General features: G+C 58.4%; 26 protein-coding genes. 13 read left to right on the top strand and 13 right to left on the bottom strand.

Going from position 1 to position 25,679, the window contains the following annotated elements; all coding sequences use genetic code 11:
* Window positions 1-11 precede the first annotated feature (11 nt).
* The 3 genes from ACWPM9_RS09140 to ACWPM9_RS09130 all read right to left on the bottom strand — a co-directional run bounded on the left by ACWPM9_RS09140 (window position 12) and on the right by ACWPM9_RS09130 (window position 2,946).
* Complete coding sequence (locus tag ACWPM9_RS09140) at window positions 12-167, bottom strand: hypothetical protein (protein ID WP_484757464.1); 156 nt, start codon at window positions 165-167, stop codon at window positions 12-14.
* Complete coding sequence (gene sufB, locus ACWPM9_RS09135) at window positions 167-1,636, bottom strand: Fe-S cluster assembly protein SufB (protein WP_428186954.1); 1,470 nt, start codon at window positions 1,634-1,636, stop codon at window positions 167-169. Before sufB ends, ACWPM9_RS09140 begins: the two co-directional genes overlap by 1 nt.
* 143 nt (window positions 1,637-1,779) lie before the next feature.
* Window positions 1,780-2,946, bottom strand: a complete 1,167-nt coding sequence (locus ACWPM9_RS09130) for a cysteine desulfurase family protein (RefSeq protein WP_484757463.1) — start codon at window positions 2,944-2,946, stop codon at window positions 1,780-1,782.
* A gap of 210 nt (window positions 2,947-3,156) precedes the next feature.
* Between ACWPM9_RS09130 and ACWPM9_RS09125 the strand changes: the two genes are divergently transcribed.
* The 4 genes from ACWPM9_RS09125 (at window position 3,157) to ACWPM9_RS09110 (ending at window position 5,404) form a co-directional block, all read left to right on the top strand.
* The gene (locus ACWPM9_RS09125) at window positions 3,157-3,834 is read left to right on the top strand and encodes an alpha/beta hydrolase (protein WP_428186956.1); all 678 of its coding nucleotides are present in this window, start codon (window positions 3,157-3,159) and stop codon (window positions 3,832-3,834) included.
* 246 nt (window positions 3,835-4,080) lie between these two features.
* A complete protein-coding gene (locus ACWPM9_RS09120) occupies window positions 4,081-4,275 on the top strand; it encodes a PIN domain-containing protein (RefSeq protein ID WP_484757462.1) in 195 nt (64 codons plus the stop codon).
* Window positions 4,272-4,478: a hypothetical protein gene (locus ACWPM9_RS09115; protein WP_484757461.1), complete on the top strand. Its 207-nt coding sequence runs from the start codon at window positions 4,272-4,274 to the stop codon at window positions 4,476-4,478. Before ACWPM9_RS09120 ends, ACWPM9_RS09115 begins: the two co-directional genes overlap by 4 nt.
* Window positions 4,475-5,404 (top strand): patatin-like phospholipase family protein, encoded by a 930-nt coding sequence (locus ACWPM9_RS09110; RefSeq protein WP_484757460.1) that lies wholly within the window; start codon window positions 4,475-4,477, stop codon window positions 5,402-5,404. The genes ACWPM9_RS09115 and ACWPM9_RS09110 overlap by 4 nt, the downstream gene beginning before the upstream one ends.
* A 2-nt stretch (window positions 5,405-5,406) precedes the next feature.
* On the opposite strand, the gene ACWPM9_RS09105 is transcribed toward ACWPM9_RS09110, so the two are convergent.
* Complete coding sequence (locus ACWPM9_RS09105; RefSeq protein ID WP_484757459.1) at window positions 5,407-6,534, bottom strand: anhydro-N-acetylmuramic acid kinase; 1,128 nt, start codon at window positions 6,532-6,534, stop codon at window positions 5,407-5,409.
* Window positions 6,535-6,693: 159 nt separating this feature from the next.
* Between ACWPM9_RS09105 and tyrS the strand changes: the two genes are divergently transcribed.
* A complete protein-coding gene (tyrS, locus tag ACWPM9_RS09100) occupies window positions 6,694-7,950 on the top strand; it encodes a tyrosine--tRNA ligase (RefSeq protein ID WP_428186960.1) in 1,257 nt (418 codons plus the stop codon).
* Between the two features lie 55 nt (window positions 7,951-8,005).
* Here tyrS and ACWPM9_RS09095 read toward each other — a convergent pair whose 3' ends face one another.
* Window positions 8,006-11,416, bottom strand: coding sequence for a YhdP family protein (locus tag ACWPM9_RS09095; protein ID WP_484757458.1), 3,411 nt, complete (start codon window positions 11,414-11,416; stop codon window positions 8,006-8,008).
* A 114-nt stretch (window positions 11,417-11,530) separates the two neighbouring features.
* Here ACWPM9_RS09095 and bcp point away from each other — a divergent pair, with 114 nt between their 5' ends.
* The 6 genes from bcp (at window position 11,531) to ACWPM9_RS09065 (ending at window position 17,087) form a co-directional block, all read left to right on the top strand.
* Complete coding sequence (gene bcp, locus ACWPM9_RS09090; protein WP_484757457.1) at window positions 11,531-11,998, top strand: thioredoxin-dependent thiol peroxidase; 468 nt, start codon at window positions 11,531-11,533, stop codon at window positions 11,996-11,998.
* Window positions 11,999-12,003: 5 nt separating this feature from the next.
* A complete protein-coding gene (locus ACWPM9_RS09085) occupies window positions 12,004-12,831 on the top strand; it encodes a ferritin-like domain-containing protein (protein ID WP_428187485.1) in 828 nt (275 codons plus the stop codon).
* A gap of 219 nt (window positions 12,832-13,050) precedes the next feature.
* Entirely contained in the window at window positions 13,051-14,379 is a 1,329-nt protein-coding gene (locus ACWPM9_RS09080) for a peptidoglycan DD-metalloendopeptidase family protein (RefSeq protein WP_484757456.1), read from the top strand.
* Window positions 14,380-14,430: 51 nt separating this feature from the next.
* The gene (locus ACWPM9_RS09075) at window positions 14,431-15,054 is read left to right on the top strand and encodes a LysE family translocator (RefSeq protein ID WP_484757455.1); all 624 of its coding nucleotides are present in this window, start codon (window positions 14,431-14,433) and stop codon (window positions 15,052-15,054) included.
* A gap of 144 nt (window positions 15,055-15,198) precedes the next feature.
* A complete protein-coding gene (locus tag ACWPM9_RS09070) occupies window positions 15,199-16,680 on the top strand; it encodes a DEAD/DEAH box helicase (protein WP_484757454.1) in 1,482 nt (493 codons plus the stop codon).
* Window positions 16,680-17,087 (top strand): NUDIX domain-containing protein, encoded by a 408-nt coding sequence (locus tag ACWPM9_RS09065; RefSeq protein ID WP_428186966.1) that lies wholly within the window; start codon window positions 16,680-16,682, stop codon window positions 17,085-17,087. Before ACWPM9_RS09070 ends, ACWPM9_RS09065 begins: the two co-directional genes overlap by 1 nt.
* On the opposite strand, the gene ACWPM9_RS09060 is transcribed toward ACWPM9_RS09065, so the two are convergent.
* Genes ACWPM9_RS09060 through ACWPM9_RS09030 form a run of 7 tightly spaced genes read right to left on the bottom strand, consistent with a single transcriptional unit; the run spans window position 17,046 to window position 22,755 of the window.
* On the bottom strand, window positions 17,046-17,426 hold the full coding sequence (locus tag ACWPM9_RS09060; RefSeq protein ID WP_428186967.1) for a TfoX/Sxy family protein: 381 nt from the start codon (window positions 17,424-17,426) through the stop codon (window positions 17,046-17,048). The genes ACWPM9_RS09065 and ACWPM9_RS09060 overlap by 42 nt on opposite strands.
* A gap of 3 nt (window positions 17,427-17,429) precedes the next feature.
* Window positions 17,430-19,058: an NTP transferase domain-containing protein gene (locus ACWPM9_RS09055; RefSeq protein ID WP_484757453.1), complete on the bottom strand. Its 1,629-nt coding sequence runs from the start codon at window positions 19,056-19,058 to the stop codon at window positions 17,430-17,432.
* On the bottom strand, window positions 19,055-19,759 hold the full coding sequence (locus ACWPM9_RS09050) for an XdhC family protein (RefSeq protein WP_484757452.1): 705 nt from the start codon (window positions 19,757-19,759) through the stop codon (window positions 19,055-19,057). Before ACWPM9_RS09050 ends, ACWPM9_RS09055 begins: the two co-directional genes overlap by 4 nt.
* A complete protein-coding gene (locus tag ACWPM9_RS09045; RefSeq protein WP_428186970.1) occupies window positions 19,759-20,085 on the bottom strand; it encodes an XdhC family protein in 327 nt (108 codons plus the stop codon). Before ACWPM9_RS09045 ends, ACWPM9_RS09050 begins: the two co-directional genes overlap by 1 nt.
* A 10-nt stretch (window positions 20,086-20,095) precedes the next feature.
* Entirely contained in the window at window positions 20,096-21,346 is a 1,251-nt protein-coding gene (locus ACWPM9_RS09040) for a vWA domain-containing protein (protein WP_484757451.1), read from the bottom strand.
* Window position 21,347: 1 nt separating this feature from the next.
* Window positions 21,348-22,277 carry an AAA family ATPase gene (locus ACWPM9_RS09035; protein ID WP_428186971.1) on the bottom strand — a complete coding sequence of 310 codons (930 nt, stop codon included), beginning with the start codon at window positions 22,275-22,277 and terminating at the stop codon, window positions 21,348-21,350.
* 28 nt (window positions 22,278-22,305) lie between these two features.
* Window positions 22,306-22,755, bottom strand: a complete 450-nt coding sequence (locus tag ACWPM9_RS09030) for a flavin reductase (RefSeq protein WP_428187487.1) — start codon at window positions 22,753-22,755, stop codon at window positions 22,306-22,308.
* Between the two features lie 234 nt (window positions 22,756-22,989).
* Between ACWPM9_RS09030 and ACWPM9_RS09025 the strand changes: the two genes are divergently transcribed.
* Both ACWPM9_RS09025 and ACWPM9_RS09020 read left to right on the top strand, forming a co-directional pair.
* Window positions 22,990-24,072 carry an ABC transporter substrate-binding protein gene (locus ACWPM9_RS09025; RefSeq protein WP_484757450.1) on the top strand — a complete coding sequence of 361 codons (1,083 nt, stop codon included), beginning with the start codon at window positions 22,990-22,992 and terminating at the stop codon, window positions 24,070-24,072.
* Between the two features lie 28 nt (window positions 24,073-24,100).
* A complete protein-coding gene (locus ACWPM9_RS09020; RefSeq protein WP_484757449.1) occupies window positions 24,101-24,739 on the top strand; it encodes a LysE family translocator in 639 nt (212 codons plus the stop codon).
* A gap of 90 nt (window positions 24,740-24,829) precedes the next feature.
* On the opposite strand, the gene ACWPM9_RS09015 is transcribed toward ACWPM9_RS09020, so the two are convergent.
* Window positions 24,830-25,594 (bottom strand): SDR family NAD(P)-dependent oxidoreductase, encoded by a 765-nt coding sequence (locus ACWPM9_RS09015; RefSeq protein ID WP_484757448.1) that lies wholly within the window; start codon window positions 25,592-25,594, stop codon window positions 24,830-24,832.
* Window positions 25,595-25,679 lie beyond the last annotated feature (85 nt).

The raw sequence follows: 25,679 nt of genomic DNA, 5'->3' as shown, positions 1-25,679 counted from the left end.
TCAGTTCAATCTCAAATAAGGCTTTTAATAAAGGACAGGATGAGAGCCGATACGGCTCCGGTCACCAGCCCGATCCCGATACGCAGAGGCTTGCTGCTTATGCCCGGCACAAGAAATGCCAGACCGCCGCAAACCAGCGCATAGTAGATCAGGCTGAGCGCATCCATTATCCCACGCTTCCCTCAAGGCTGATGCCAATCAGCTTTTGTGCCTCGACTGCGAATTCCATCGGCAATTCCTGGATTACCTCACGAACGAAGCCATTGACGATCAGTGCGATCGCCGCTTCTTCCGGAATGCCGCGCTGCAGGCAGTAGAACAGCTGGTCCTCGGAGATCTTCGACGTTGTCGCTTCATGCTCGAACTGGGCCGTCGAATTCTTCGCCTCGATATAAGGAACCGTATGCGCGCCGCACTTGTCGCCAATCAAAAGCGAGTCGCACTGGGTGAAGTTACGGGCATTGGACGCCTTGCGGTGGGCAGACACCTGACCGCGATAGGTGTTTTGCGACACGCCGGCGGAAATGCCCTTGGAGATGATGCGGCTCGACGTGTTCTTGCCGAGATGGATCATCTTGGTACCGCTGTCGATCTGCTGGTGACCATTGGACACCGCAATCGAATAGAACTCGCCGCGCGAACCATCGCCACGCAGGATGCAGGACGGATATTTCCACGTGATCGCAGACCCTGTTTCCACCTGAGTCCAGGAGATCTTGGAATTCTTGCCTCGGCAATCGCCACGCTTGGTAACGAAGTTGTAGATGCCGCCCTTACCGTCCTTGTCGCCGGGATACCAGTTCTGGACGGTCGAATACTTGATCTCGGCATCATCGAGCGCAACCAGTTCGACCACGGCTGCATGCAGCTGGTTTTCGTCGCGCTGGGGTGCCGTGCAACCCTCGAGATAGGACACATAGGCACCGTCTTCGGCGATGATCAGCGTGCGCTCGAACTGGCCCGTGTTCTTCTCGTTGATGCGGAAGTAGGTGGACAACTCCATCGGGCAACGAACGCCCTTCGGCACGAACACGAATGATCCGTCGGTAAAGACCGCAGAATTGAGCGTGGCGTAATAATTGTCAGTGGCTGGAACGACTGTGCCCAGATACTTCTTCACCAGATCCGGATGCTCGCGGACGGCCTCCGAGATCGACATGAAGATAACGCCGGCCTTCTTCAGCTCTTCCTTGAAGGTTGTAACAACCGAGACGCTGTCGAACACGGCATCGACGGCAATCTTGGAGGTCTGGACACCGGCGAGCATTTCCTGCTCACGCAGTGGAATACCAAGCTTTTCGTAGACCGCCAGCAGCTCCGGATCGACCTCGTCGAGCGTCTTCGGGCCGGACGTCGTCTTCGGCGCGGCATAATAATAGTAGTCGTTGAAATCGATCTTCGGATAATCGACGCGCGCCCATGTCGGCTCTTCCATCGTCAGCCAGCGCTGATAGGCCTGAAGACGCCATTCGAGCATCCATTCAGGCTCTTCTTTCTTTGCTGAAATGAAACGGATGATATCCTCCGACAGACCCTTTGGGGCCTTGTCGACTTCGATCATGGTTTCAAAGCCATATTTGTACTGGTCGACATCGATCTGGCGGACCTGATCGATCGTTTCCTGCACAGCAGCCATATTCGTTCTCCAATCTCGCCGGTTCAAAGTCCGGCGGCTTGTCAACGTCAGAAGCGGTGATGCGCTTCTATGTAGTTGTCCAAGGGCTCATTTTAAGCCCGTGTTGCAAGTTTAAAATTGCGTTTGAGCAATTTTTCCAAAGCTCAGGCCGCCTGCCCCCCAACGCGCCGTCGTTCGGCAATACGTTGAAAAGCAGAAACAGCCAGATCAATCTCCTCAGGCGTAGTGGATGGCCCAAGCGAAATACGCAACCCACCGGCCTTGTCGTCAAATCCCATGGCGGTGAGCACATGGCTCTGCCCAACCTTGCCCGACGAACAGGCAGAACCGGCCGAAAGCGCTATACCTTCCAGATCGAAAGCGATCTGTCCGGTCTCTGCCTTCATGTCCGGCAGGCCAAAAAACGTGGTATTGGCCACCCGCGGACTGTCGGCACCGTAGATCACCACGTCCGGGGCCGCTTGTCGCATGCGTGTTTCCAGCTCATCCCGCAAGGCGCGAATGCCGGAATTGCGATCCTCAAGCTCGACCAGCATCGCCTCTGCGGCGGCACCAAATCCGGCGATAGCAGACACATTCTCCGTTCCGCAGCGATGTCCTTTTTCCTGGCCACCACCGCGAATCAGAGGCGTCGGCATCAAGGTCTCGCCGCGAGCAACAAGCGCGCCAGCACCCTTAGGGCCGCCAATCTTGTGGCTGGAAACGATCAGGAAATCGGCGTCAAGTGCAGCGATATCCACTGGCATGCGCCCCACAGCCTGGACCGCGTCGACCACCAGCAACCCACCATGGGCATGCACCAGAGCCGCAACCTCCGCGACCGGCTGAACGACACCCGTCTCGTTATTGACCAGCATCACCGCCACCAGCGGCAGTCCAAGTTCAGACGAATGCGACACGAGCTGTGCCTTCAAGGCGGCCAGATCCACCTGACCGGAGCTTAGAACGGCGATCTCGGACTTGCGATCGGCTGCAAAACGTCCGCCCTCGCGAACCGCCGGATGCTCGATGGCCGAGACATATAGGTGACCCACATTCAGCGGCGACTTGCCCATCCTGAAATCGGGCGTCAGCACCATATTGGCGGCTTCCGTCGCACCGCTGGTCAATATGACATTGGCTGCCGTTCCACCGACCAGGGTTGCAATCTGACGTCTGGCCTTTTCGACCAGCATACGCGCCGCGCGCCCTTCGCCGTGAACGGAAGACGGGTTCCCGCCAAGGTCGAGCGCCTCAACGACAGCCGCACGCGCCGCCGGATGAAGCGGCGCCGTTGCGTTCCAATCGAGATAGATGCGCGTCTTGGCCATCGAAAACCTGACTATCCCACTCCCTCGCAGCACGCATTTTCCTTGATATTCGCGCCGCGCATGTCCTATGACACCAACCACCGAAAGATGGACAGCCATCACAGTTTCGAATTGTTCTAAACTGCGTTCTAGAAAAGCTGAGTGAATACGTCAAGTCAGCTTTCTGAAATGAGCTGTTGGAACATAAAAAACAACGAGTCCGGAGTTTAGATGCCCGAAGTCATTTTCAATGGCCCGGCTGGCCGCCTGGAAGGCCGCTACCAGCCTTCCAAGGAAAAAAGCGCACCGATCGCCATTATCCTGCACCCGCACCCGCAATTCGGCGGGACCATGAACAACCAGATCGTCTACCAGCTCTTCTACATGTTCCAGAAGCGCGGGTTCACGACATTGCGTTTCAATTTCCGCAGCATTGGCCGCAGCCAGGGCGAGTTCGACCACGGCGCTGGCGAATTGTCGGACGCTGCATCGGCGCTCGACTGGGTGCAGAGCCTGCATCCCGATTCGAAGAGCTGTTGGGTCGCCGGCTATTCCTTCGGCTCCTGGATCGGCATGCAGCTTTTGATGCGCCGTCCGGAAATCGAAGGTTTCATGTCGATTTCGCCTCAGCCCAACACCTATGACTTCTCCTTCCTGGCACCCTGCCCCTCGTCCGGCCTCATCATCAACGGTGATGCCGACAAGGTCGCGCCGGAAAAGGACGTTCAGGTTCTGGTGGAGAAGCTGAAGACCCAGAAGGGCATCCTGATCACGCACAAGGTCATGCCCGGCGCCAACCACTTCTATAACGGCCAGGTCGACGCACTGATGGCCGAATGCGAGGATTACCTCGACCGTCGCCTCGATGGCGAACTGGTGCCGGAACCTCCGGCCAAGCGCATCCGCTAACCGATGCTCAAAGTCGTGGTCGATACAAACGTTCTCGTCAGCGCTTGTATCGACCGCGGTGCCGCCTCAACAGTAATCGAGGCGTGCCTCTCAGACCTCTGCAAACCCTGTCTTTCTTTCTGCATCTCTCCTGTTTGACTATCGCGACGTCCTTGCGCTTGAAGCGATTTTCCAGTCAGCGCGACTGAATGTGGCTGAATGCCCGAAAGAATATTGTTGCTCGAGGCATTCGTGTCGAAATGCCTGATGCAGACCATTCATTTCAAATGGCGGCCAAATCTGCGCGACGAAGGCGACAATCACCTGATGGAGTTGGCAATCGCGGCTAACGCGCCTAATATCGTCACATCCAATATCAGAGACTTTCAAAGACACGACCTGAAATTCCCCGGCATTTCAGCAGAGACGCCAGAAGATTTTGTCATAAGGCTCATGGGATGAACGCGATCACACGTAATCGTCCGAAAGATATCGGCGACAAAATTGAAGCGATTGCCCTGCAATGCGGTGTGTCGCGCAAAGCATTGCTGGAGAACTTGGCTAAAGAACTGGTTGAGCATCAGGATGCCGTCAAACTCGATGAAGAGATGGCCGAACGCAGTCGTGGTCGGATCGACGAGGCACTTGAACTTCTGCAGCGATGAAGCAAACGACGACCGAACATTTGAGACAAGAGACGCGTGACCCAAAGCCCTCCGGCGGCGGCAAGCCCTCCGGATTCTCTTTCGATACCATCGGTTTTGCAGGCGGCGGCAATCGCTGTTACTGGCAAAGCGGCTTCTTCGAGGGCTTGAACGCGCGTTACCCGCAAACGCCTGACCACTATGTTGCCGTGTCTGCGGGCGCCTATCACTGCGCCATGAACGCGATCGGGATTGGTGAACGCGTGCGCACCGCAGCCTTTGGCTATGCTGGAGAAAAACGAGCTGAGCGAGACTGGTCGCGCCTGAGAACCGGCCACTCCCCCTTCGTCGTCGGCACGCTTTTCCGCGAATTTCTCACTCAGCAGTTCGGACGTCTCGAGCTTGCAGCCCTGAAAGCCGCTCCGCCTATCCTGATCCAGGTTTCCCATCCGCCACCATTCATGCCGGCTTCGCTCGCCGCGCTCGGCTCCATCACGGCCTATCAACTCGAAAAGCTCCTCACCGGCGGCGCCTATTCCCGAGCCGGGCGCTATCTCGGCCTCACAACATCGTGGATTTCGACCCACGACCTTGACGCGCCGGAACAGTTGGTCGATGCGATCATGGCATCCTCATCCGTCCCGCCCTTCATGCCCGTTGGAACCGTGAATGGCCGACCGGCACTGGACGGTGGACTGACTGACAACCCGCCGATCGGGAAACTGAAGGAAACCGAGGGCAAGGGCGGGAGAACGCTTTTGCTGACAACCCGTCATGGCCGCTCACCGCCGAAGGCAGACCGTCGGATCATCGTCTCGCCGAGCCAAGACATCACGGTAAAGAAATTCGCCATCGGTGACGAGGCGGGCTTACGAAAAGCCTTCGAGATCGGCCTGCGTGACGGCGAGGCCTTTGCAACACAACTGCCGCAACTGCTGCTGAAATAGCACTATCGCTGCAAAGGCCGTGCAAGCAATCCGCCGGTGACCGGCTCCATCACGCCGGTTGTGCCCGGAAAAGTAAGCGGCAGCCCCATCAGCGAGCGCACGGCCAGATACCCCCAGGCCTCCGCTTCCATCGCATCGCCGTCAAAACCGGCATCCTCACCTGTCATGACACGGGCACCCGTCGCGCCTGCCAGGGCGATCAAATCGGCCATTATGATCTTGTTCAACCGGCCGCCACCACAAATGACGTAGCACTTTGGCGGCTCGGGCATATGGGAGGCCGACGTGAGCACAGCCGCAGCAGTCACATAAGCCAGCGTGCGGGCGCCATCGTGCAGGCCAGCCTCTTGCGGTTCGGGCGGCAGAAAGTCGTTGCGATCCAATGAGCGGCGCTTGGGATTGGTGAAAAACGAATGCGACAGATAACGCTCGGCGAGCGCATTTACCACGCCGCCTTCGGACGCAATCATACCGCCCTGATCAAACGGAATGCCCGCATGGGCCTCGACCCACTGGTCGATCAGCGTATTTCCCGGCCCGCTGTCAAAGGCCATGATTGTGCCATCCCGTCCGACAAAGGTCAGGTTGGAAATCCCGCCAATATTGACGAAACAGACAGGCATATCGTCTTTTGGCAGACCAGCTGCCAGAGCGGCATGATAGGCTGGCACCAGCGGTGCGCCCTGCCCGCCATGCACCATATCATTGGCGCGCATGTCGTAGACCACAGGAACGCCGGTTTCCCTCGCCAACAGAGGACCGTCGCCAATCTGGACAGTCAACGCCTCGTCCGGCCGATGCAGCACTGTCTGGCCGTGAAAACCAATGACATCAATATCTGCGGCCAACAGGCGATTTGCAGTCAGGAACTGCTGAACGGCTGCGGCATGCCGTAAGGTAAGATCACGCTCCAGAGCATTCAGCATGCCGGGACGTTGGCTGCGTTCGGTAATGGCCTTCGCCTCATCCAGCGCGAGCTTCAATTGTGCGCGAAAGGTCGGCTCATAGGCGACAGACAGAGATGGACCGCGCTCCACAAAACCTTCGCCATCGCTCGCCACCATCGCCAAATCGATCCCGTCCATGGACGTTCCGCTCATCAACCCAATGGCTCGCTTGATTTCTGCCAAATGACAACTCCACCGACTCGAATGAATGACTTGAGCAACATTCATGGCCGAAACGGGTGCACATTTCAAAAAACAATGCTAAAGCGCCGGCGATTTCACCGTTTTAGCGAGCGTGCCGACTACGTGGCACTCAAAGCGTCGTTCAGAGAGTCAGAGGCCATGACCAAGTACAAATCCGATTTCCTGCGCACCATGCACGAGCGCGGCTTCATCCATCAGATGTCCGATGAAGCCGGCCTCGACGACCTGCTCGCCAAGGAAACAGTCACGGCTTATATCGGCTTCGATCCGACTGCTCCCTCGCTGCATGCCGGCTCGCTGATCCAGATCATGTTGCTGCACTGGTTCCAGGCAACGGGCCACCAGCCGATCTCCTTGATGGGTGGAGGCACCGGCATGGTCGGCGACCCCTCCTTCAAGGAAGAAGCGCGTCAGCTGATGACCGTCGACAAGATCGAGGACAATATTGCCTCCATCAAGCGCGTCTTTGCCAGTTACATTGACTATGAGAAGGGTCCCAAGGACGGCGGCCTGATGATTAACAATGGCGAATGGCTGCGCGGCCTGAACTATCTCGAATTCTTGCGCGATGTCGGTCGCCATTTCTCGGTCAACCGCATGTTGTCCTTCGACAGCGTGAAGACCCGTCTGGACCGCGAGCAGTCGCTGTCTTTCCTCGAGTTCAATTACATGATCCTCCAGGCCTATGACTATGTGGAGCTGAACAAGCGCTACGACTGCCGATTGCAGATGGGCGGCTCCGACCAGTGGGGCAATATCATCAACGGCATCGACCTTGGCCATCGCATGGGTTGCCCGCAGCTCTACGCGCTGACATCGCCTTTGCTCACCACCTCTTCCGGCGCAAAGATGGGCAAGTCGGCCAATGGAGCCGTCTGGCTCAATACCGACATGCTCTCGGCCTATGACTTCTGGCAATACTGGCGCAACACGGAAGATGCCGACGTTTCCCGCTTCCTGAAGCTTTACACCACGCTTCCCATGGATGAGATCGCACGGCTGTCCGCATTGGGCGGTTCGGAAATCAATGAGGTCAAGAAGATCCTCGCGACCGAAATCACTGCAATCCTTCATGGCCGCGATGCAGCCGAACAGGCTGCTGAAACGGCACGCAAAACCTTCGAGGAAGGTGCGGTATCCGACAACCTGCCGACAATCGAAATCGCGTCGGCGGAACTCGAGTCCGGCATCGGCCTGTTGTCGCTGATCGTGAAAGCGGGTCTTGCCTCATCGAACGGTGAAGCCAGACGCCATGTGCAGGGTGGCGCGGTACGGATCAACGACAATCAGGTTTCCGATGAGCGCATGTCGATCGGCAGCGGTGAACTGACCGGCGACGGCGTCATCAAGCTGTCGCTTGGCAAGAAGAAGCATATGCTGATAAAGCCTGCCTGAAACAGCAGCCAAAATATGGGATGAAAAGCCGGCCTCGCGCCGGCTTTTTTGTGGCTCAACGGAACTCGAAGATCGAGCGGAACACGCCAGGCGCGATGATGGAAAGCGGATTGATGGTCAGCCGCGGCGCACTGGTCGGGCCGGTCAGCTTGAAGGTAATCCCAAGCAGACCGCGATCCCGCCCATTGCCAAGCAGCAGACCGATCACCGGCAATTCGCCAAACAACCGGTTGAGCCCGTAGGCCGGCATGAAAGTGCCGGTCATGTCCATGTTGCCGGCGGCATCACGGATTGTCCCTTGAAAGGTCGCGCCGATCTGCTCGCCTCGAACAACACCATTATCCAGGCTGACGCTGCCATTGTTGAGTGCGATCAGCGCAAACCCGCGCTGGAATTTTTCGGAACTGATATCGATATCCCGCTTCACCGCATTGTTCAGGCTCTGGCCGTCTGCCCCCGCTGGCGATGACACAATCGATTGCAGCCGCTCTTCGTTTTCGACCCGGAAACTGCGGATATCGACCGAACCGTTCCAATTCTTGTTGTCTGGCGACATGAGCTTCAGATTGAGCAGCCCGCCGCGCATCCTTGTATATAGATTGATGAAACGCAGGATGGACCCCGCATCGCTGCTGGTCAGGCTCAACTCGTCGCCATTTTGTCCGGCCGCGAGCTTGGCAATGACAGCCTGCCCATTGTCGGTTACCGCGCTCAAGTTGAGTGCCGTCACTCGACCGCCGCCATTGCCGTAGACAAAATTGACGCTCGACAGGGTTTCTCCGGCAAACCCTGTCACACGATCCAGCTTGGCCTCGACGCTGATCGGTACGCTCTTGGCCGAGGTTCCTTCACCCTGCCCCTCACCGGGCGCCTTGATCTCAGCAATCACCGACCGCACATCGACAGACTTGCCATTCACCTTAACCTGGTAGCCACCGCCACTTTTTCGGACGCGAACAGAAAAACTGTCACTGGCTGAAAGCTTCATGCTGTCGATATCTGCCGAGGTCAGACCGGACGTGCCCACCACAAGGTTACCCGCTGCGCCGAAACCGTCGCCTGTCAGCGTGAGGTTGTCCACATGGGTGCTTCCATCGCGTTGCAGCAGATCGAAATCCGCCTTGGCGGCAATTCCGCGCCCCTTGGACCAACCCGCCCAGGGAAGGCTTAGAACGGCGGATCCCAGATCGGCGCGCACCCGCCACTCGGTGTCGCTGACATAGGTCAATTCAGCTTTCATGCTGCCTTGCAGGATATCATCGAGCCCCGGCGTCAGACGTTTGCGACCGTCATTGTCCAGAGTGAGTGTAACGACCCGTTCACGTTTGGCCCCGAGCGCCTTGTCCACAGGCTCAACCATGTGAATTTCCATCGGCACACCATCCAGCAATCCCTTGCCTTTCAGACGGGCCGCTGATGGGTCGATTTCCAGTGTTGCGTCAAGCTCGCTGAGTTTTCGTCCGGAGAAATCCTTCGCGACATTGACCTTGTTCAGGTCCAGCTTGGCCTCCCATTCTGGCGCAGGCGGATCCTGACTGCGCACAAGACCGGCCCGGACCCTGGCATGCGCTTTGACGGCACCGGTAAAATCGCTGATCGAAAAGCCCGCTTTTTCCAGTGCCCCGATCGGCTTGTAGCTCACCAGTTCTGCCACCGCTTCGGCGGCGCCCGCAACGGATATGTCAATATCGGCCATCAGCGGTTTGCTATAGGCATCCTCTATGGTCAGCGAGCCTCCACTCAAACTGACCGTTCGGCCGGACGGAAAATAGGAAACGCCTTCCTTGAAGGTCACGGTCAGATGACCGCCAACCATCTCCACATGTGCGTCGGTATCGCGCACCGGCGGAATATCGCCGGTCACGTTCGCTCGGGTATTCTCGATATCGAAGGAAAGACGCAGTTCGTTTTCCCCGAGATGAAGAGGCGACGGCTCCAGCTTCATGCGGCCCGCGGGGATGAATACATCCACTGACGCATTGGTGATCGTTCCACCGAACAGGTTCGACATCACCCAGTCGCGCGGTTTGTCGGCGATCCAGTAGGGCCATAACTGCTTGACGACCGACGTGTGGATCTGACTGAACTGCGCACTGAAACTCAGCTCTGGCGACTGATCGCCGAACTGCGCGCGCAGCGACCCGGTCATCGCCCCCCCACGGGTTGAAACAGCCAGTTTGTCAGCTTGGAACTCGCGGCTGTCATAGAGATAACGGCCAAAGAGCTTCAGGTCGAAGGGAACCGGAGCCTCACCCGAGTTTTCTGCTGACGCCACGCCATCCTTGACCAGCAGATCGATGCCAATGCCACTCCCGGGCTTATAGGTCGTATCCAACCTGTCGAGATCGATCAGCGCCCCGCTGAAGGGCATGGTCGTCGCTCCGAAGACGACATTGGAACGGCGAACCTCAAGCGTATTCTTTGTGAAATCATAGCCAAGCCGGATATCCGCAGACGTCACCTCCTGCGACTTGCCATCGATGTAGAAGATCCCATTGGCAGACTTGACGGATGCAGTCAGAAGCGGCGTGCGCCCGGAGCCTGCCCGTTCGGCGTCGATGGAAACCCCTGTCACCCCGCCAAACCCCTGGCGGATCGCACCACTGTCATCTCGCCGCAGAAGGATAGGCGCCACATCCAGATCGGCCACCCGGACCTTCATCGCCGACGTGACATCGCCCTTCACTGAACTTTCCACGTGAAAAGTGGCCGGCTGGCCCTTAACCGTCAGAATGCCATCTGCGAGCAACGCCGAATCGGTATTACGCTGCAAAACAAGATCGACAATGCCAACATCGAGCGGGTTCTGACCGCGACCGGGCACCTTGATACGCACGTTGGACATCCGCACGCGATCCAGACCGGCATTGGCGATGAAGGATTTGGCATTGTCCAGTTCTGCGAATGCATGTTCGACCACAGTCGGTGTGGCATCGACCCTGAACTTGGAAAAATCCACTGGCGGGCCTGATGGCATGACCGCGGCATCGATCACCATGTCGTCGGCAGCGATCTCATCCACCTCAACCTTGCCCACAAAAAGCGCGGTGGTCTTGAGGACGAACTTGACGGATTTTGCCTGGGCCAGCACCAGATCGCTGTCATTGTGGCGCGCAACCACGTCGCTCGCCTCGATCAACAGCCTGAGATCCTTGGAGAAACGGATGGATGTCGTGCCAATGCTGGCGCTGAATTGAGGACTGAGACCGGCGTCCAGCGCTTTGCGCGCACCATCAGCCAGCAGCCGATCGAGGCCACCAGTCTGGATGCTGGCAACCACGAGCGAGACAAACAGAAGAATGGCGATGATGGAAAGCACGCAGACACGCGCAAACCGTCTGGCAAAGCCGCGGCCGCGCGGACAATGCACAATAATCGGCTCCTCCGCCTGCGCCGACGGAAGTTGGTGCAGGGGTGTGATATCTCTCTTGCGAAAACGAAGCTTTTCGCCCCGGATTTCTCCCATGTGCCGGGTTGGTCTCCACTGATTGCCGCAAACGGGTGGACGTCCGCCGATACGACGATATATCCGTATGTATCCGTATACGTCGATAATGACGGCGAAAGAAAGGTTTGCACAGTGAGCGATTTGGCAATTGGCGACAAAGCACCGACCTTCACCCTGCCTCGCGATGGCGGGACAACGGTAAGCCCTTCAGATTTCGAAGGAAAAAAGGTTGTGGTCTATTTCTACCCGAAGGACAACACGTCGGGCTGCACCGTCGAAGCCGTCGACTTTACCGCGTTGGCGAAGAGCTTCGCCGATCAGGATGTGGTCGTGATCGGCATCTCGCCCGACTCGGTCAAAAGCCATGATCGATTCGTGTCCAAGCATGAACTCAGCGTCATTCTGGCAGCCGACGAGGATCACGCGGTCGCCGAGGCCTATGGAGTATGGGTCGAAAAGAGCATGTATGGACGCAAATACATGGGCATAGAGCGCTCGACCTTCCTGATCGACACCGATGGCAAGATTGCCGAAATCTGGAGCAAGGTGAAGGTCAAGGGCCACGCGCAAGCAGTGCTGGATAGAGCGTCAGCCCCTTGAACCAGATCTATACCGATGAGGCTATTGCCTCGCTGCGAGCAGGCGCTACCAAAGCCATCGCGGCAACCGATCTTGACCGCAAGATCAACCTGACACGCGAAACGGCGGTGCGCTGGAAAGCGCGCCGGCTGTCATTGCGTCACCCCGCTGATCCCTTGGTGCCCGACAGACCCGGCCGGCCGGAAAAGCCGGAACTGGTGCCGCCGAAAGCTGTCGGCAAACGGTCTTTGCATACCCTGCCCGGTCGCATTGCCATGCTGCATTCGCTGGCGCATATCGAGCTCAACGCCGTCGACCTTGCCCTTGATATCGTCGCACGCTTCGCAACGGAGCCGGTGCCCAATTCCTTCTTCGACGGCTGGATGCGGGTAGCAGATGAAGAGGCCAAGCATTTCGGCCTGGTGCGAGACCGGCTGCGCGCGCTCGGTGCAGACTATGGCGATATGCCGGCCCATGACGGCCTGTGGCAGGCAGCGCACGCAACCCGCAACGATCTGACGGCACGCCTGGCCGTCGTTCCACTGATACTCGAGGCACGAGGGCTCGACGTCACCCCGTCCCTGCAGGCCAAAATGCGTGAAACGGGCGACATCGAAAGCGCAGATGTCCTCAATATCATCTACGAAGATGAAAAAGGCCACGTAGCGATCGGTGCAAAATGGTTCCGCTTTTTTTGCGCACGGGAACGCGTCGATGCCGCCACTCGCTTCAAGGAACTGGTGAGGGAAAACTTCCGCGGCGCGCTGAAGGCGCCCTTTAACGACATCGCCCGCGCAGAAGCCGGATTGACGCCGTCATTCTACCGCTCTTTGACCGCCAGCAATCGCGGCTAAGTCACCTGAACTGTGTTGCAAAACAGGCTTGCGGCAAGCCGCCATCAAGTAATTATTAACCATATTGACCTGTAATGACCCCAGCGAAAAGGGCGACTCAACGCGCCCCGAGAGCGATCTGCATTGTTTGTAAAAATGGCGCGGATAACATGGGAACATGACGGCCGGGGCAGCGGCCGACGCGCCGAATTTTAATGTGCGCCGAGTAGGAGAGCATCTGTGGCCAACACGGCAAAAAGCCCGAGCTTCGGAAAACGCCGCCAGCAACACATCATCATTCTGGCAAGCGGTGATCGAATTCGCCATATGACAATCCGCCCCTGGATGACGGCAATCGCCTTCAGCGTTGTCGGCATGATGGCTGTCGGTTATCTCGGTGCGACCTCCTACCTCGTCTTGCGCGACAACCTGATCGGCGCCACCATGGCGCGTCAGGCACGCATGCAGCATGACTACGAAGACCGTATCGCGGCGCTGCGTGCCCAGGTCGATCGCGTCACCTCGCGCCAGCTTCTCGATCAGCAGGTTGTCGAACAGAAGGTTGAAAAACTTCTCGAGCAGCAGATGGCGCTGACCTCGCGCCACGGCCGTCTCGATTCGCTGCTTGATCGTGCAGAGGGTGCCGAGCCGACATCTGCCGATGTGCCGGTACCGGCCTTTCGCCCGGATACGAGTGCTGACCGCGCAAGCCTTTCCAACAGTGGTTTGACCGCAATCGACAGTCTGATGGGCGGCAAGCAAAGCGCAAAAGCCGATTCCGCCGCCGAGGTGCTCGCCTATGCCCCGCTCCGTGAAAGCGTAGCCGACAAGGCAGACCGCGTTTTCTCCAACGTCACGCTGTCCCTGAAGAACATTGAAAACGAGCAGCTGCAACGGGTGCAAAAGCTGACAGTCGGCGCCACCCAGACCGCAAGCGCCATTGAAACCATCCTGAAGGGCAACGGCATCCCGCTCGATCAGGTCGAACCGCTACAGAAGGCATCCTTGGCCGACGAGAGTGACGACGACAGCGGCACAGCTATCGGCGGTCCTTATCTGGCGCCTGAGAATCTCGAGGTCTTCGACGCATCGCTCGACGATCTCGACTCGGCACTGAGCCGGCTTGAGGCAATGCGCGACACGGCCAAGCGCCTTCCCTTTGGAAATCCCGCTCCGGGCAAGGCGATCACAAGTCGATTCGGCAATCGCGTCGATCCCTTCTTCGGCAAAATGGCCATGCATGCCGGTATCGACTTCCGTGAGCGCACTGGTGGTGAAATTCGCAGCACCGGCGCCGGCACAGTCGTCACCGCCGGCAGAGCAGGCGGCTATGGCAACATGGTCGAAATCGATCACGGCTTCGGCATCTCGACGCGTTTCGGCCATTTGAGCCGGGTTCTCGTCAAGAAAGGCGAGCATGTGGACGCTGGGGACCTGATCGGCCTTGCCGGCAGCACCGGCCGCTCCACCGGAACACACCTACACTACGAAGTGCGCCGCAACGGCGTTGCCGTCGACCCGATACGATTTCTGAATGCCGGAATGAAGCTTCAGGGCCTTGTCGATTGACACTTTGCGCCGCCAACCGCAATCTTCCTCTATCTGCAAGAGGAAACTCGTATGGACGCGCATTTATTGATCGCCTTCGCGGCGACATTTTTCGTTTTTGCAGCAAGTCCCGGCCCGGACAATGTGACGATCGTGGCAAAGACCGTCGCTAACGGCCCACGCTCCGGCATTGCATATGGACTGGGTACGGTTGCCGGCATTCTGGTCTATCTTGGCCTCGCCGCATTTGGTCTGTCACTGATTGCCTCTGAAATGTCTCTCTTGATGACCGGGCTACGCTATCTGGGCGGTGCCTACCTGATCTGGATGGGAATAAAACTGTGGACGCAGAAGCCTGCAACCGCTGAAATGCAGACAGAGCTACAGAAGAACGATGTCATTCAGCTGTTTGCCACAGGTTTCGCACTCAACCTCGGCAACCCCAAAATGCCACTCTTCTATCTGGCTCTGCTTCCGAACTTCGTTACCGCCGATTTTGGCATGCCGGAATACATCGCGCTCGCTACGACGATCGTGGCCGTTGAAATCGTGGTGATTGGCACCCATGTATGGATGGCACAGAGAGCGAAATCCCTCTTGCACCGCCCTTCCGTCGTCCGCAAAACCAATCGCGTGACGGGTCTGTTTCTCGCAGGCGCAGGAGTGGCAACCATTGCCACCGGACGCGCGACCTGACGTTACGTTAACGCTGACGGACAGGAACGCGCCGTATTCCTTGACTTTCCGGTGTTTTTTCACTATTCGGCGCTTGCGGATGACACCGCGCAACCGATTTTTCTGTCAGCGTTAGCACGAACCGAAACGGAAACAGATTTCCCTTTGACCACATTTGCTGATCTTGGCCTGAGCCAAAAAGTCATGTCCGCCGTCGAAGACGCCGGCTACACGATCCCCACACCGATCCAGGCCGGTGCAATCCCTCACGCCCTACAGCGTCGCGATATCTGCGGCATTGCGCAGACAGGAACCGGCAAGACCGCCTCCTTCGTGCTGCCCATGCTGACGCTTCTGGAAAAGGGTCGGGCCCGCGCCCGTATGCCGCGCACGCTGATCCTGGAGCCGACACGCGAACTCGCGGCCCAGGTCGCCGAGAACTTCGAGAAATACGGCAAGAATCACAAGCTGAATGTCGCCCTCCTCATCGGTGGCGTTTCGTTTGAAGAACAGAACCGCAAGCTTGAGCGCGGCGCCGATGTGCTGATCTGCACACCAGGCCGCCTGCTTGACCATTGCGAGCGCGGCAAACTTTTGATGACCGGCGTTGAAATTCTTGTCATCGATGAAGCCGACCGCATGCTCGACATGGGCTTCATTCCCGATATCGAACGTATCGCCAAGATGATACCGTTCACCCGCCAGACCCTGTTCTTCTCGGCCACCATGCCGCCTGAGATCCAGAAGCTGGCGGACCGGTTCCTGCAAAACCCGGAGCGGATCGAGGTGGCTCCGCCATCTTCGACCTCCAAGACCATTACCCAGCGCCTCGTGGCGTCGCAGAGCAAGGACTACGACAAGCGCGCAGTTCTTCGCGATCTGATCCGCGAACAGTCGGAACTGAAGAACGCCATCATCTTCTGCAACCGTAAAAAGGATGTGGCAGACCTGTTCCGCTCGCTTGAGCGTCATGGCTTCTCCGTCGGTGCACTGCATGGTGATATGGACCAGACGTCACGCACCAAGATGCTGGCAGGGTTCAAGGAAAATGCCATCACTCTGCTGGTTGCCTCCGACGTTGCCGCGCGCGGCCTCGACATCCCCGATGTGAGCCATGTCTTCAACTTTGATGTTCCGATCCATGCGGAAGACTATGTCCACCGCATCGGTCGTACCGGTCGTGCCGGTCGTGCGGGCGCTGCCTTCACACTCGTGACCAAGAGCGATGCCAAATATCTCGACTCCATCGAAAAGCTCATCGACCAGAAGATCGAATGGCTGAACGGTGATGTGGCGTCGCTTCCCTCTGCCACCGAAGGCTCGGACGAGGGCCGCGAAAAGCGTGGCCGTGGTGACCGTCGCAGCAAGAGCAAGGGTCACAAAACCGAAACGCGCAGCGCGCATACTGCGCCCGTCGAACAGGACGTTGTTCCAGAAGAGGCACCAAGCGTGATTGCAGAACAGACCAGACAGAAGAAAAGCGCACCACCGGTGGCACGTGGCAATGGCAACCGCCAGAACCCGGCCAATGACGATCATCGTGATCGCCGCCGCCGTGAGCGCGATCGCGATGACGGCCCGACGCCTGTAGGCTTCGGTGACGATATCCCGGCCTTCATGCTGATTGCGTCCAACGCAAAGATCTGATGACTGTGCCCGGCGTCCATTTTCCAGGCGTCGGTGTCGGGCTTGCCATCCTGCGCGACGGCAAGCTCCTTCTCTATAAGCGGATGAATGCGCCGGAAGCCGGCCACTGGAACATTGTGGGTGGCAAGGTCGATCATCTTGAGCCTTCTGTCCAGGCTGCCAAGCGCGAGGCCGAAGAAGAGACAGGCCTCTCGATCGGCGAAATCGAATTCGTGAAGACGAGCGAACAGATTATCGACGCCGACCATCAGCACTGGATATCGCTGCTTTACAAGACCGAAGACTTCTCCGGCGAACCGTCACTGACGGAGCCGGACAAGCTGTCTGATTTTGGCTGGTTCGAACTCGACAATCTGCCCGAGCCCTTATCGGCCTTTACCCGCGCGATCGTTCCCCATCTTGTCTGAACGCTTCTTTTTCGGCTTTGTCGGTCCAGCACGCATGCCGGCCTCATAGGCAAGACGCACCCATTTTTCCATCAGGTCGGGATCGTCATACGCATCTTCGGGTATGCTCCAGTAGGGCATCGCAACCGGCGACTTGCCCTCTCGCTGATAGACCCACTGCCGGGCTCCGGCCCGTTCGAACTCCGGCGCAGTTTGCTCGTCCGCTTTCAGCATGACCTCATCGAAGAGGTCGACGGCAATGATCACGCCATCTCGATACATGCCCTTGCCTCCAAACATGCGCTTGATGGTAATTTGCCCAAGGCTGGAAAACATCTCTTCAATATCGGCATTGTCCATGGATCACCCCTTGAGCACACCGCCAGCCGCGATCACGGCATCCTGAGTATCGACGTCGAGACGTGCATTCAGACCAATCTCGACGTCAATGATCTCCAGACCCGACGATTCGATGATAGCACGCGCTCCAATATCCCCCTCCAGCTTTGTGACTGCTCCAAAAGTCGATTTCGGAAGGATTACTGGATTGCCACGCTTTCCGCCGGCAACCGCGCGCACGATTGCCCGACCGCCAGAGTTTCGAAACGCAAAGACCAAAGCACGGATAGCCTCGGCATCCACACCCGGCATATCGCCAAGGAGAACAAGCACGCCATCTGCATCAGCCGATTCGGGCAGCGTGAACCCGGCGCGCAACGATCCGGCCATCCCACTTTCGTAGTCGAGATTATGGACAAGCGTCAGCGGCAATCCTTCGAGCGCTGCATCGATCTCGTCAGCGCGATGACCGGTGACCACCACAACGCTCTCCAGGCCGCTTGAAAGGGCAGCCTGTGCGACACGGCGAACCAGAGGCATGTCATCGAACTCGGCCAGCAGCTTGTGCGGCCCGCCCATGCGGCTGGATTTGCCGGCAGCCAGCAAGACTGCTGTGATACTGATTGCGCTGCGGGCCTCGGTCGCCACTTCCCGTGGCTGCGGACGACTGGCAATTTCCATGAGCAATCCTCCGACACCAAGTGTCGCCAGTTCAGCAGACGTCGGGTGTTCACCGGCCAACAGTCTTGCCAGAACCCAGTCAAACCCGTTTTCCTTTGGCGATCGGGCACAGCCCGGCGCGCCCACGACAGGCACATCTCCAACAAAGCCCAGAACCAGCAGATTGCCCGGATCGATGGGCAGGCCCACGCGCTCAACCTTGCCACCCGCAAGCCTGATAGCCTGTGGAATAACATCGCCATCGTCTGAAACGGCGGACGCGCCGAAAACCACCACCATACGCTTGTGTCTGGATCGATCTGCCAATGCATCTCCGATTGCATCAGCCACCGCTTGGGCTCGATGCGCAACGCGGATCTCATCGGTAAGCCGGCTACCGAAACCGGCGAGACGCTGTTCGAGAAGACGGGTCGTCTTGTCCATGACGGAGGATTTTAGCGAAGGCAGTTCGGTCGCAATCAGCGACACATGATGCTGGATGAAGAGATTCACCTGGATGACGGAGCCTTCGGTCAGCACAGCCAGTGCCGCTTCGACCGCGGTCGCCGGCACGGCAAGCGGTATGATCTTGATGGTGGCGATCATATCGCCCTGCCGAACATTGGAATGATCGGCAAGGCACGCAAGCGTGATGGCCGGATCGACGGCGTTGAACCGGTCGATCAGCGCCTTGTTTGCCACGAACAATCCATTTTCGGTTGCGTGAAAATTGACACGCCCCGTTGCCGGCGGCGCCGCGCGGACACCCGGACGCACCAGTGCCGAGGCCAGTATATCCGCTGCCAGATCTTCGCTCAGGTCACCATCTTCCAACCGGCTGACGATGACGGACGCCACCCTTTCGGACAGCAGCCGTTCGATATCACGGTACTCCAGACGGTGACCCTTTTTGAGCTTGCCGTCCTTCAGCGTCACGCTGTGCGCCAGGATTGCTCCTTCCGCGGCACTTGTGGCGATCTCGCCAAAAATCATGCAACCACCTTCAATGCCGAGGGCTCTCTGCGCCTGAGCGATTGGATGATGTCAGCCAGAACCGCAACGGCTATTTCAGCCGGGCTCGATGCACCTATATCGAGCCCAATCGGTGCCGAGATGCGGGCAATATCGGCATCATTGACACCCTCCGCCAGAAGCCGCTCCACACGCTTGCCATGGGTTTTCCTGCTTCCCAGAGCGCCGACGTAGAAGCAACCTGCCTTCAGTGCCGAAGCGAGCGGGAAATCATCGATCTTCGGATCATGGGTGACTGCGACCAGCGCGGTATAGGCATCCAGAGGACGCGATTTGAGGATATCCTCCGGCCAGTCCGCCAACAGATCGACGCCAACGAAACGCTCTGCAGTGGCAAAGGCCGTACGCGGGTCGATGACACTGACATCAAATCCGGCAATCTGCGCCATCGGACAAAGTGCCTGACTGATATGGACAGCGCCAATCACCACGATACGGGGCGACGGTAGGTGGACATTGAGAAACAGCGAGCTGCCGTCGATCTCGACCATGCCCGACTTTGCCGAGCGAAAGCGGGAAGCCACCTCGTCACCCAACGCACCGCCCACATCATCGCCTTCGAGGATCAACCGGCTCGAACCATTGGCTATATCCGTCACCATCACACAGGCCTTGCGCTCACGCCGTGCGGCATTGAGCGCCTTTAGATGTTGAAGCTCCATCAGGCTAGCCTCTCGACATAAACACGGATCCGCCCGCCACAGGACAGGCCGACACGCCAGGCGGTCTCGTCTGCAACACCGAATTCCAGCATCTTTGCCGACCCCGATTGCAAAACATCCATGGCTTCGCTGATGACTTCGCCCTCCACGCATCCACCGGAGACGGAGCCCTCAAAGTGCCCGTCCTGATCAATCACCAGATGACTGCCGATGGGACGCGGTGCCGAACCCCAGGTCTCGATGACCGTTGCCACCGCCACCTGCCGACCCAGATTCTTCCAGTCTTCCGCTATCGTCAGCGGGTCCATTGCTGCAGCCTCAGTCATGGAAATTACCTCATGCGTTGACGAAACGGCGGGGATCGGCTTCTCGCGACCTTAAACCGGAAAGGGCGGCTGCGAGATCCGCTAAAGAGTTTAGATTGTGCACGGAACGCAATTCGTCAATATGCGGCAGCATTGCGCGAATGCCCGATGCCTTTGCTTCGAACCCGTCGAAGCGCAAAAGCGGGTTGAGCCAGATCAGCCGCCGGCAAGATCGATGCAGCCTGTCGATCTCCGTCGACAACAGCTCCACACCGTCGCGCTCCAGTCCGTCCGTGATCAAGAGTACCACCGCACCCTGCCCCAGAACGCGCCGCGCCCAGATGCGGTTGAACTCCTTCAATGTCTCGCCGATACGCGTTCCACCGGACCAGTCCCGCACTACGGCATTGCAGCCGGCAATCGCGGCATCCGGATCGCGATGCTTCATTTGCCGGCTCACATTGGACAATCTCGTTCCGAACAGAAATGTATGGACCCGGCCGCGCTTCTCGGTCAGCACGTGAAGAAAGTGCAGGAAGACCCGTGTATACTGGCTCATGGAGCCTGATATATCGGCCAGAACCACCAGCGGCGGATGAACCTCTCGACGCTTGCGAAAGCGTGGCAGGATCAGGTCGCCCCCATGGCGCATGGAACTTCGCATGGTCGCCCGCGGATCAATGCGACCGGGCCTGCCTGCAGGTCTGTATCTGCGAATTTCCACCCGGTCGGCCGGCATCACCAGCCGTTCCATCTCGCGCCGCGCAGCCGCAAGCTCTGCCGCCGACATCTGGGCAAAGTCCATCGACCGCAGCAATTCATTGCCGGAGACTGTGAAGCGCGCGTCGATCTCGACGTCAGGATCTTCGGCCTCGCGCGGCGGTCGTTGCCGATCGGCAAACAACGCATCGTTGACACGGGCCGAGCCGGGTTTCGCCTTTTCCTTTTCAGCAGCATCAGGGGCGACCGGCGACATCATGGCGATCATCTTGCCGACCAGATCGCGCGAGCGCCAGAAAATGCGAAACGCCTCATCAAACACCATCTGATCCTCGTGACGCTTGACGAAGACACAAGACAGCGCTGCATGGAACTCTACCCGATTACCCATGCCGATTGCCTTGACGGCCTCGATGGCATCAGCAACGGCGCCCGGACCGGGCTTTAAGCCGGCCTTGCGCAGCACCCGGGCGAAATAGACGATATTGTCGGCAAACCGTCCGGCACCGGGTTGGACCGGTGGAAGGACGAGACCATCGCATTCGCCTGCCCGCTCCATCATCTCAGCTCGCCGCCTGAAGATCGGCCTTCACATCCGACAGCAGCTTTGCCCCCTCGCCGCCCTGGATGCGGGCGATATCCTCCTGATATTTCAGCAGTGTTCCCAGTGTGTCGGAAATCGTTTCGGGATCGAGTGCAAGACGGTCGAGTTCGGTCAGGGCCGTCGCCCAATCGATCGTCTCGGCAACGCCCGGGTTCTTGAACAGATCCAGCGTGCGCAGCTTTTGCACATAGGCAACGATCTCGCCGGACAGGTCTGCATGGCATCCCGGCACCTTGCGCCGAATGATTTCCAGTTCTTCGCGCGCCTGAGGATAATCCACCCAGTGATAAAGGCATCGTCGCTTCAATGCGTCATGCACCTCACGGGTGCGGTTGGATGTGACGATCACAATGGGCGGATGCTCCGCCTTCACCGTGCCAAGTTCCGGGATCGTCACCTGAAAATCGGATAGCACTTCCAGCAGAAATGCCTCGAAAGCCTCATCCGTACGGTCGAGCTCGTCGATCAGGAAAACGGGCGCCTTCCCGCCTGCGCTTTCGAGCGCCTGCAAGACCGGACGACGGATCAGATAACGCTCGGAAAAGATATCCTGCTCCAACCGGTCACGGTTAGATATGCCGGCAGCCTCAGCCATACGAATTTCCAGCATCTGGGCTGGATAGTTCCATTCATAAACGGCAGAGGCAATATCCAGCCCCTCATAGCACTGAAGGCGGATCAGCGGGCGGTCGAGCGCCTTGGCCAGCACCTTGGCGACTTCGGTCTTGCCGACACCGGCCTCGCCTTCGAGAAACAGCGGACGTCCCATACGAAGCGACAGAAACAGCACCGTCGCCAGCGCCTTGCCTGCAAGATAGTCATGGTCCGATAAAAGCCGCATCATCTCGTCGATTGATGCGGGAACCCTTGTGTCCTCACGCTCGGCCATGTCTGCTCCCCGTTATTTCAGGGCAAGCTTACAGGCTGCGGAAACCCCGGTCCAGATAGATGAGCGCATTGTCATCAGCGCCGAAATGAAGCGCTGCAACTTCACCAAACAGCACTGTATGGGTGCCGGTGATCTTGCTGTCGACCACGCGGCAGTCGAACACGGCAGAGGCATCGGTAAGCACAGGCGCACCTGTGGCAAGCGTCTGCCATTGACCAAGCGCAAAGCGTTCTTCCGCGGAAAGCTTGCCGAACCCGGCAAACGCGCCTGCCAATGCCTCATGCGCCGGCGTCAGCGAATTGAGCGCGAAATAGCCGCTTTCAAAAAACACGGCATTCTTGTCATTGCTGTTGTTGAGGCAGACCAGCACCATGGGCGGATTGTCGGAAACCGAGCAGGCAGCCGTAATGGTCACGCCCCGCTTCACACCCTCATATTCGGTGGTAACGATCTGCACATGGCCCGCATAGCGCGCCATGGCGTCGCGATAGAGGCTGGAATCTGCCTGCGTCTGTTTGTTCAACAAAAAACTCTCCCGGGCTTCAAGGACCCGTTTCAACCATTTCGAACTCAATATGGCGTGCAGGGATTACCTTTTCCATAAAGTGCCTGGAGTTTTAAGGTAAGAGCGCCGGAGCAGATATCCAAACTGCTTTCCGCCACCACCCCTTATGCGCTACGATGATTGTCATATTGACCGGGATATTCATTGATGACAGCAAGACCAACCGTTTCCCTACTCCTTGCCGCAACAGCGTTTCTCGCATCCTCAGCAGCCGATGCACAGGTGATAGGTGTTGTCTCACCGCAGAACGGATCTTTCGAATTGCTCGGTCGGCAGATCCGCGGCGGCGCGGCATTTGCCGGTATTTCCAACGGCGTCACCCTCAAGATGGTCCCGGAAAGCTGTGAAGACGGTAGCGGCGAAGCCGTCGCCCGCCGCCTGGTCGAATTGAAGGTCGATGCTGCCATTGGCTTCCTCTGCTCGGAATCGCTCGACGGCGCAATGCCGCCCTTGCAGAGCGCCGGCATTCCGGCAATCACACTTTCGGTGCGCTGGCAGGGCATCATGGAAGATGCGCTGAAACGCGACTGGCCGCTCTTTCGCATGGCACCAGCCACAAGGGCTGAAAGCGACAAACTCGCCGACGTCATCCTCACCCGTTGGCCGGGCGTGGCGCTTGCCCTGATCGACGACGGCACCATCAGCGGGCGCGATCTCTCCGAAGCCGTGCGGTCCAAACTGGAAGAACGCGGCATGAAGCCGGTCTTCACCGACACCTTCCGTCCCGGTCAGGAACAGCAGATCGGCCTCGTGCGCCGGCTGCAATCCACAGGTGCCACCCATGTGTTTATCGGCGGCGACCGCAGCGATGTCTCCATCATTGCCCGTGATGCCTCCGCCGAAAAGATCAAACTGACCATCGTCAGCGGTGACGCCATGCGTGCAGCCGACGCCCCCGTTGCGCTGCAAGACGGTGTTTATGCCGTTGCACTGCCGGACTATGGCGCAAAGGCAGATGCAAACGAGATCGCCACCAGCATGCGCGAAAAAGGGATCGAACCTGAAGGCTATGTCCTGCCGGCCTATGCCGCCGTGCAGATTGCCGCGGCAGCGGCTGAAAAAGCCAAACAGGACAAAAGCACGGTCGCCGCCGAGCTTCTTTCCAACCGTTTCGCCACGGCCATCGGTCCCATAGGCTTCACATCCGAACACGAACTCGCCGACAACCCCTATGTCTTGCAGGTCTGGCAGGACGGACGCTTTGTCAGGCCGCCCGCAGATACGCAGTGATCGGACGACGCAGCCAAAGGGGCATGGAATGAACTGGTCGGAACTTCTTGCATTCATCCTGGCGACCACCCTTCTGGTGACCTCGCCCGGGCCCAATGGCGTCTTGATCGCGCGCACCGTGCCAACCTCCGGCAAGGCTGCCGGCTTTGCCAATGTCGCAGGCTTCTTCACCGCCTTTTATATTCACGGCACCCTGTCGATCCTCGGCATATCGATCATACTGACGAAGTCCGCCACAGCCTTCATGATGGTCAAATATCTGGGTGCCGCCTATCTTTGCTGGGTGGGCATCAAATCGCTGCGCGCCGCGATGACAGGAAGACCGCAAGCGCCAACCATTGCGCCCGCCCGCCGTCAGCGGACGCTGGCATGGGCCTATGTCGAGGGCCTGTTGACCAATGGGCTCAACCCGAAGGTCTCACTCTTCTATCTCGCCGTCTTCCCGCAATTCGTCCCCGTCAACGGTCACCCCGCCGCGACTGCATTCCTGCTGGTCGTCATTCACTCGACGATCAACGTGATCTGGTTCACCGCCCTCATCCTGCTCTTTTCAAAGGTCACGCAAGCGACGCGCGGCGAACGGTTTCAACGCTGGTTGAAAGGTGTCACGGGTGCGGTTTTTATCGGTTTTGGAGTGAAGCTCGCGACCTTTAAGGCTGTTGGATAACCGAGAATCACGCATGACAGTATTGCAAACCAAAAACCTGACAATCCGACCTTGTTGTCTGGAAATATCATGACAGACCGAGCTTGACCGTCACAGCCCGTAAGGCCAGGTCGCCTGCGAGAACACGCCGCCATCAACCGTCAATGTCTGCCCGGTGACGAAACCGGCAGCCTCGCTCACCAGAAACAAGACCGGCCCTGCGATATCTTGCGGATGGCCTGCACGCCTAAGAGGCGTAACCTTGGACCAGGTCTCCTCGTAATCCGGGGCCTCCACCAGCGTGCGCTCGGTGATGATGGCGCCCGGTGCCACGCAGTTGACACGGATGCCGTGCGGACCAAGCTCCACGGCGGCGACCTTGGTGAACTGCTCGACACCTCCCTTTGATGCGGTGTAATCGACCAGTTTTGGAAAGGCGAGCTTGTTGCAGCCGGAGCCGATATTGATGATCGCCCCACCCTTGCCATCCGCAATCATGCGCCGTGCGGCCTCCTTGGTGTTGAGAAAGGCGCCGGTGAGATTGGTCCGGAGCACCCCGCTCCATTGCTCTTCGGTCAGATCGAGAAGCGAGGACCATGTCTGAATGCCGGCATTGTTGACGAGCACATCGGGTGCAGATCCGGCCCATGCGCATGCGGCGTCAAAGAAAGCCTCGACATCGCCCCCCTGCCCCACATCGGCCTTTGCGGCAAATGCCTGTCCGCCACCGGCCTCGACATCCGCCACAACGGCAGCGCCCTCCTCCGCAGAACCGTAATGCGACAGCGCAACCTTGTAGCCGTCCTTGACGAAGGCATCGACCAAATGCCGGCCAATACCGCTGGTGCCGCCGGTGATGATTGCAAATTGTCCCATACAGTCCTCCTGAGCGAGAGTGCGGCATGTAAGCTGCCTGAAGACCCCGCGAATCTCGATTGCGTGACGGATACTAGCCTGAAAC

The sequence above is a fragment of the Agrobacterium sp. H141 genome (assembly GCF_057158725.1).
The sequence above is the reverse complement of the archived record's forward strand: the minus strand, read 5'-3'. Positions and strand labels throughout refer to the sequence as shown.

Coding starts and splice junctions, on each gene's coding strand:
- ACWPM9_RS09130 (WP_484757463.1), bottom strand. CDS start 2,946: ATGGCCAAGACGCGCATCTATCTCGATTGGAACGCAACGGCGCCGCTT.
- ACWPM9_RS09075 (WP_484757455.1), top strand. CDS start 14,431: ATGGACGCGCATTTATTGATCGCCTTCGCGGCGACATTTTTCGTTTTT.
- ACWPM9_RS09125 (WP_428186956.1), top strand. CDS start 3,157: ATGCCCGAAGTCATTTTCAATGGCCCGGCTGGCCGCCTGGAAGGCCGC.
- ACWPM9_RS09055 (WP_484757453.1), bottom strand. CDS start 19,058: ATGATTTTTGGCGAGATCGCCACAAGTGCCGCGGAAGGAGCAATCCTG.
- sufB (WP_428186954.1), bottom strand. CDS start 1,636: ATGGCTGCTGTGCAGGAAACGATCGATCAGGTCCGCCAGATCGATGTC.
- tyrS (WP_428186960.1), top strand. CDS start 6,694: ATGACCAAGTACAAATCCGATTTCCTGCGCACCATGCACGAGCGCGGC.
- ACWPM9_RS09120 (WP_484757462.1), top strand. CDS start 4,081: ATGCAGACCATTCATTTCAAATGGCGGCCAAATCTGCGCGACGAAGGC.
- ACWPM9_RS09035 (WP_428186971.1), bottom strand. CDS start 22,277: ATGGCCGAGCGTGAGGACACAAGGGTTCCCGCATCAATCGACGAGATG.
- ACWPM9_RS09065 (WP_428186966.1), top strand. CDS start 16,680: ATGACTGTGCCCGGCGTCCATTTTCCAGGCGTCGGTGTCGGGCTTGCC.
- ACWPM9_RS09140 (WP_484757464.1), bottom strand. CDS start 167: ATGGATGCGCTCAGCCTGATCTACTATGCGCTGGTTTGCGGCGGTCTG.
- ACWPM9_RS09050 (WP_484757452.1), bottom strand. CDS start 19,759: ATGGAGCTTCAACATCTAAAGGCGCTCAATGCCGCACGGCGTGAGCGC.
- ACWPM9_RS09115 (WP_484757461.1), top strand. CDS start 4,272: ATGAACGCGATCACACGTAATCGTCCGAAAGATATCGGCGACAAAATT.
- ACWPM9_RS09095 (WP_484757458.1), bottom strand. CDS start 11,416: ATGGGAGAAATCCGGGGCGAAAAGCTTCGTTTTCGCAAGAGAGATATC.
- ACWPM9_RS09030 (WP_428187487.1), bottom strand. CDS start 22,755: ATGGCGCGCTATGCGGGCCATGTGCAGATCGTTACCACCGAATATGAG.
- ACWPM9_RS09025 (WP_484757450.1), top strand. CDS start 22,990: ATGACAGCAAGACCAACCGTTTCCCTACTCCTTGCCGCAACAGCGTTT.
- ACWPM9_RS09110 (WP_484757460.1), top strand. CDS start 4,475: ATGAAGCAAACGACGACCGAACATTTGAGACAAGAGACGCGTGACCCA.
- ACWPM9_RS09045 (WP_428186970.1), bottom strand. CDS start 20,085: ATGACTGAGGCTGCAGCAATGGACCCGCTGACGATAGCGGAAGACTGG.
- ACWPM9_RS09015 (WP_484757448.1), bottom strand. CDS start 25,594: ATGGGACAATTTGCAATCATCACCGGCGGCACCAGCGGTATTGGCCGG.
- ACWPM9_RS09060 (WP_428186967.1), bottom strand. CDS start 17,426: ATGGACAATGCCGATATTGAAGAGATGTTTTCCAGCCTTGGGCAAATT.
- ACWPM9_RS09020 (WP_484757449.1), top strand. CDS start 24,101: ATGAACTGGTCGGAACTTCTTGCATTCATCCTGGCGACCACCCTTCTG.
- ACWPM9_RS09040 (WP_484757451.1), bottom strand. CDS start 21,346: ATGATGGAGCGGGCAGGCGAATGCGATGGTCTCGTCCTTCCACCGGTC.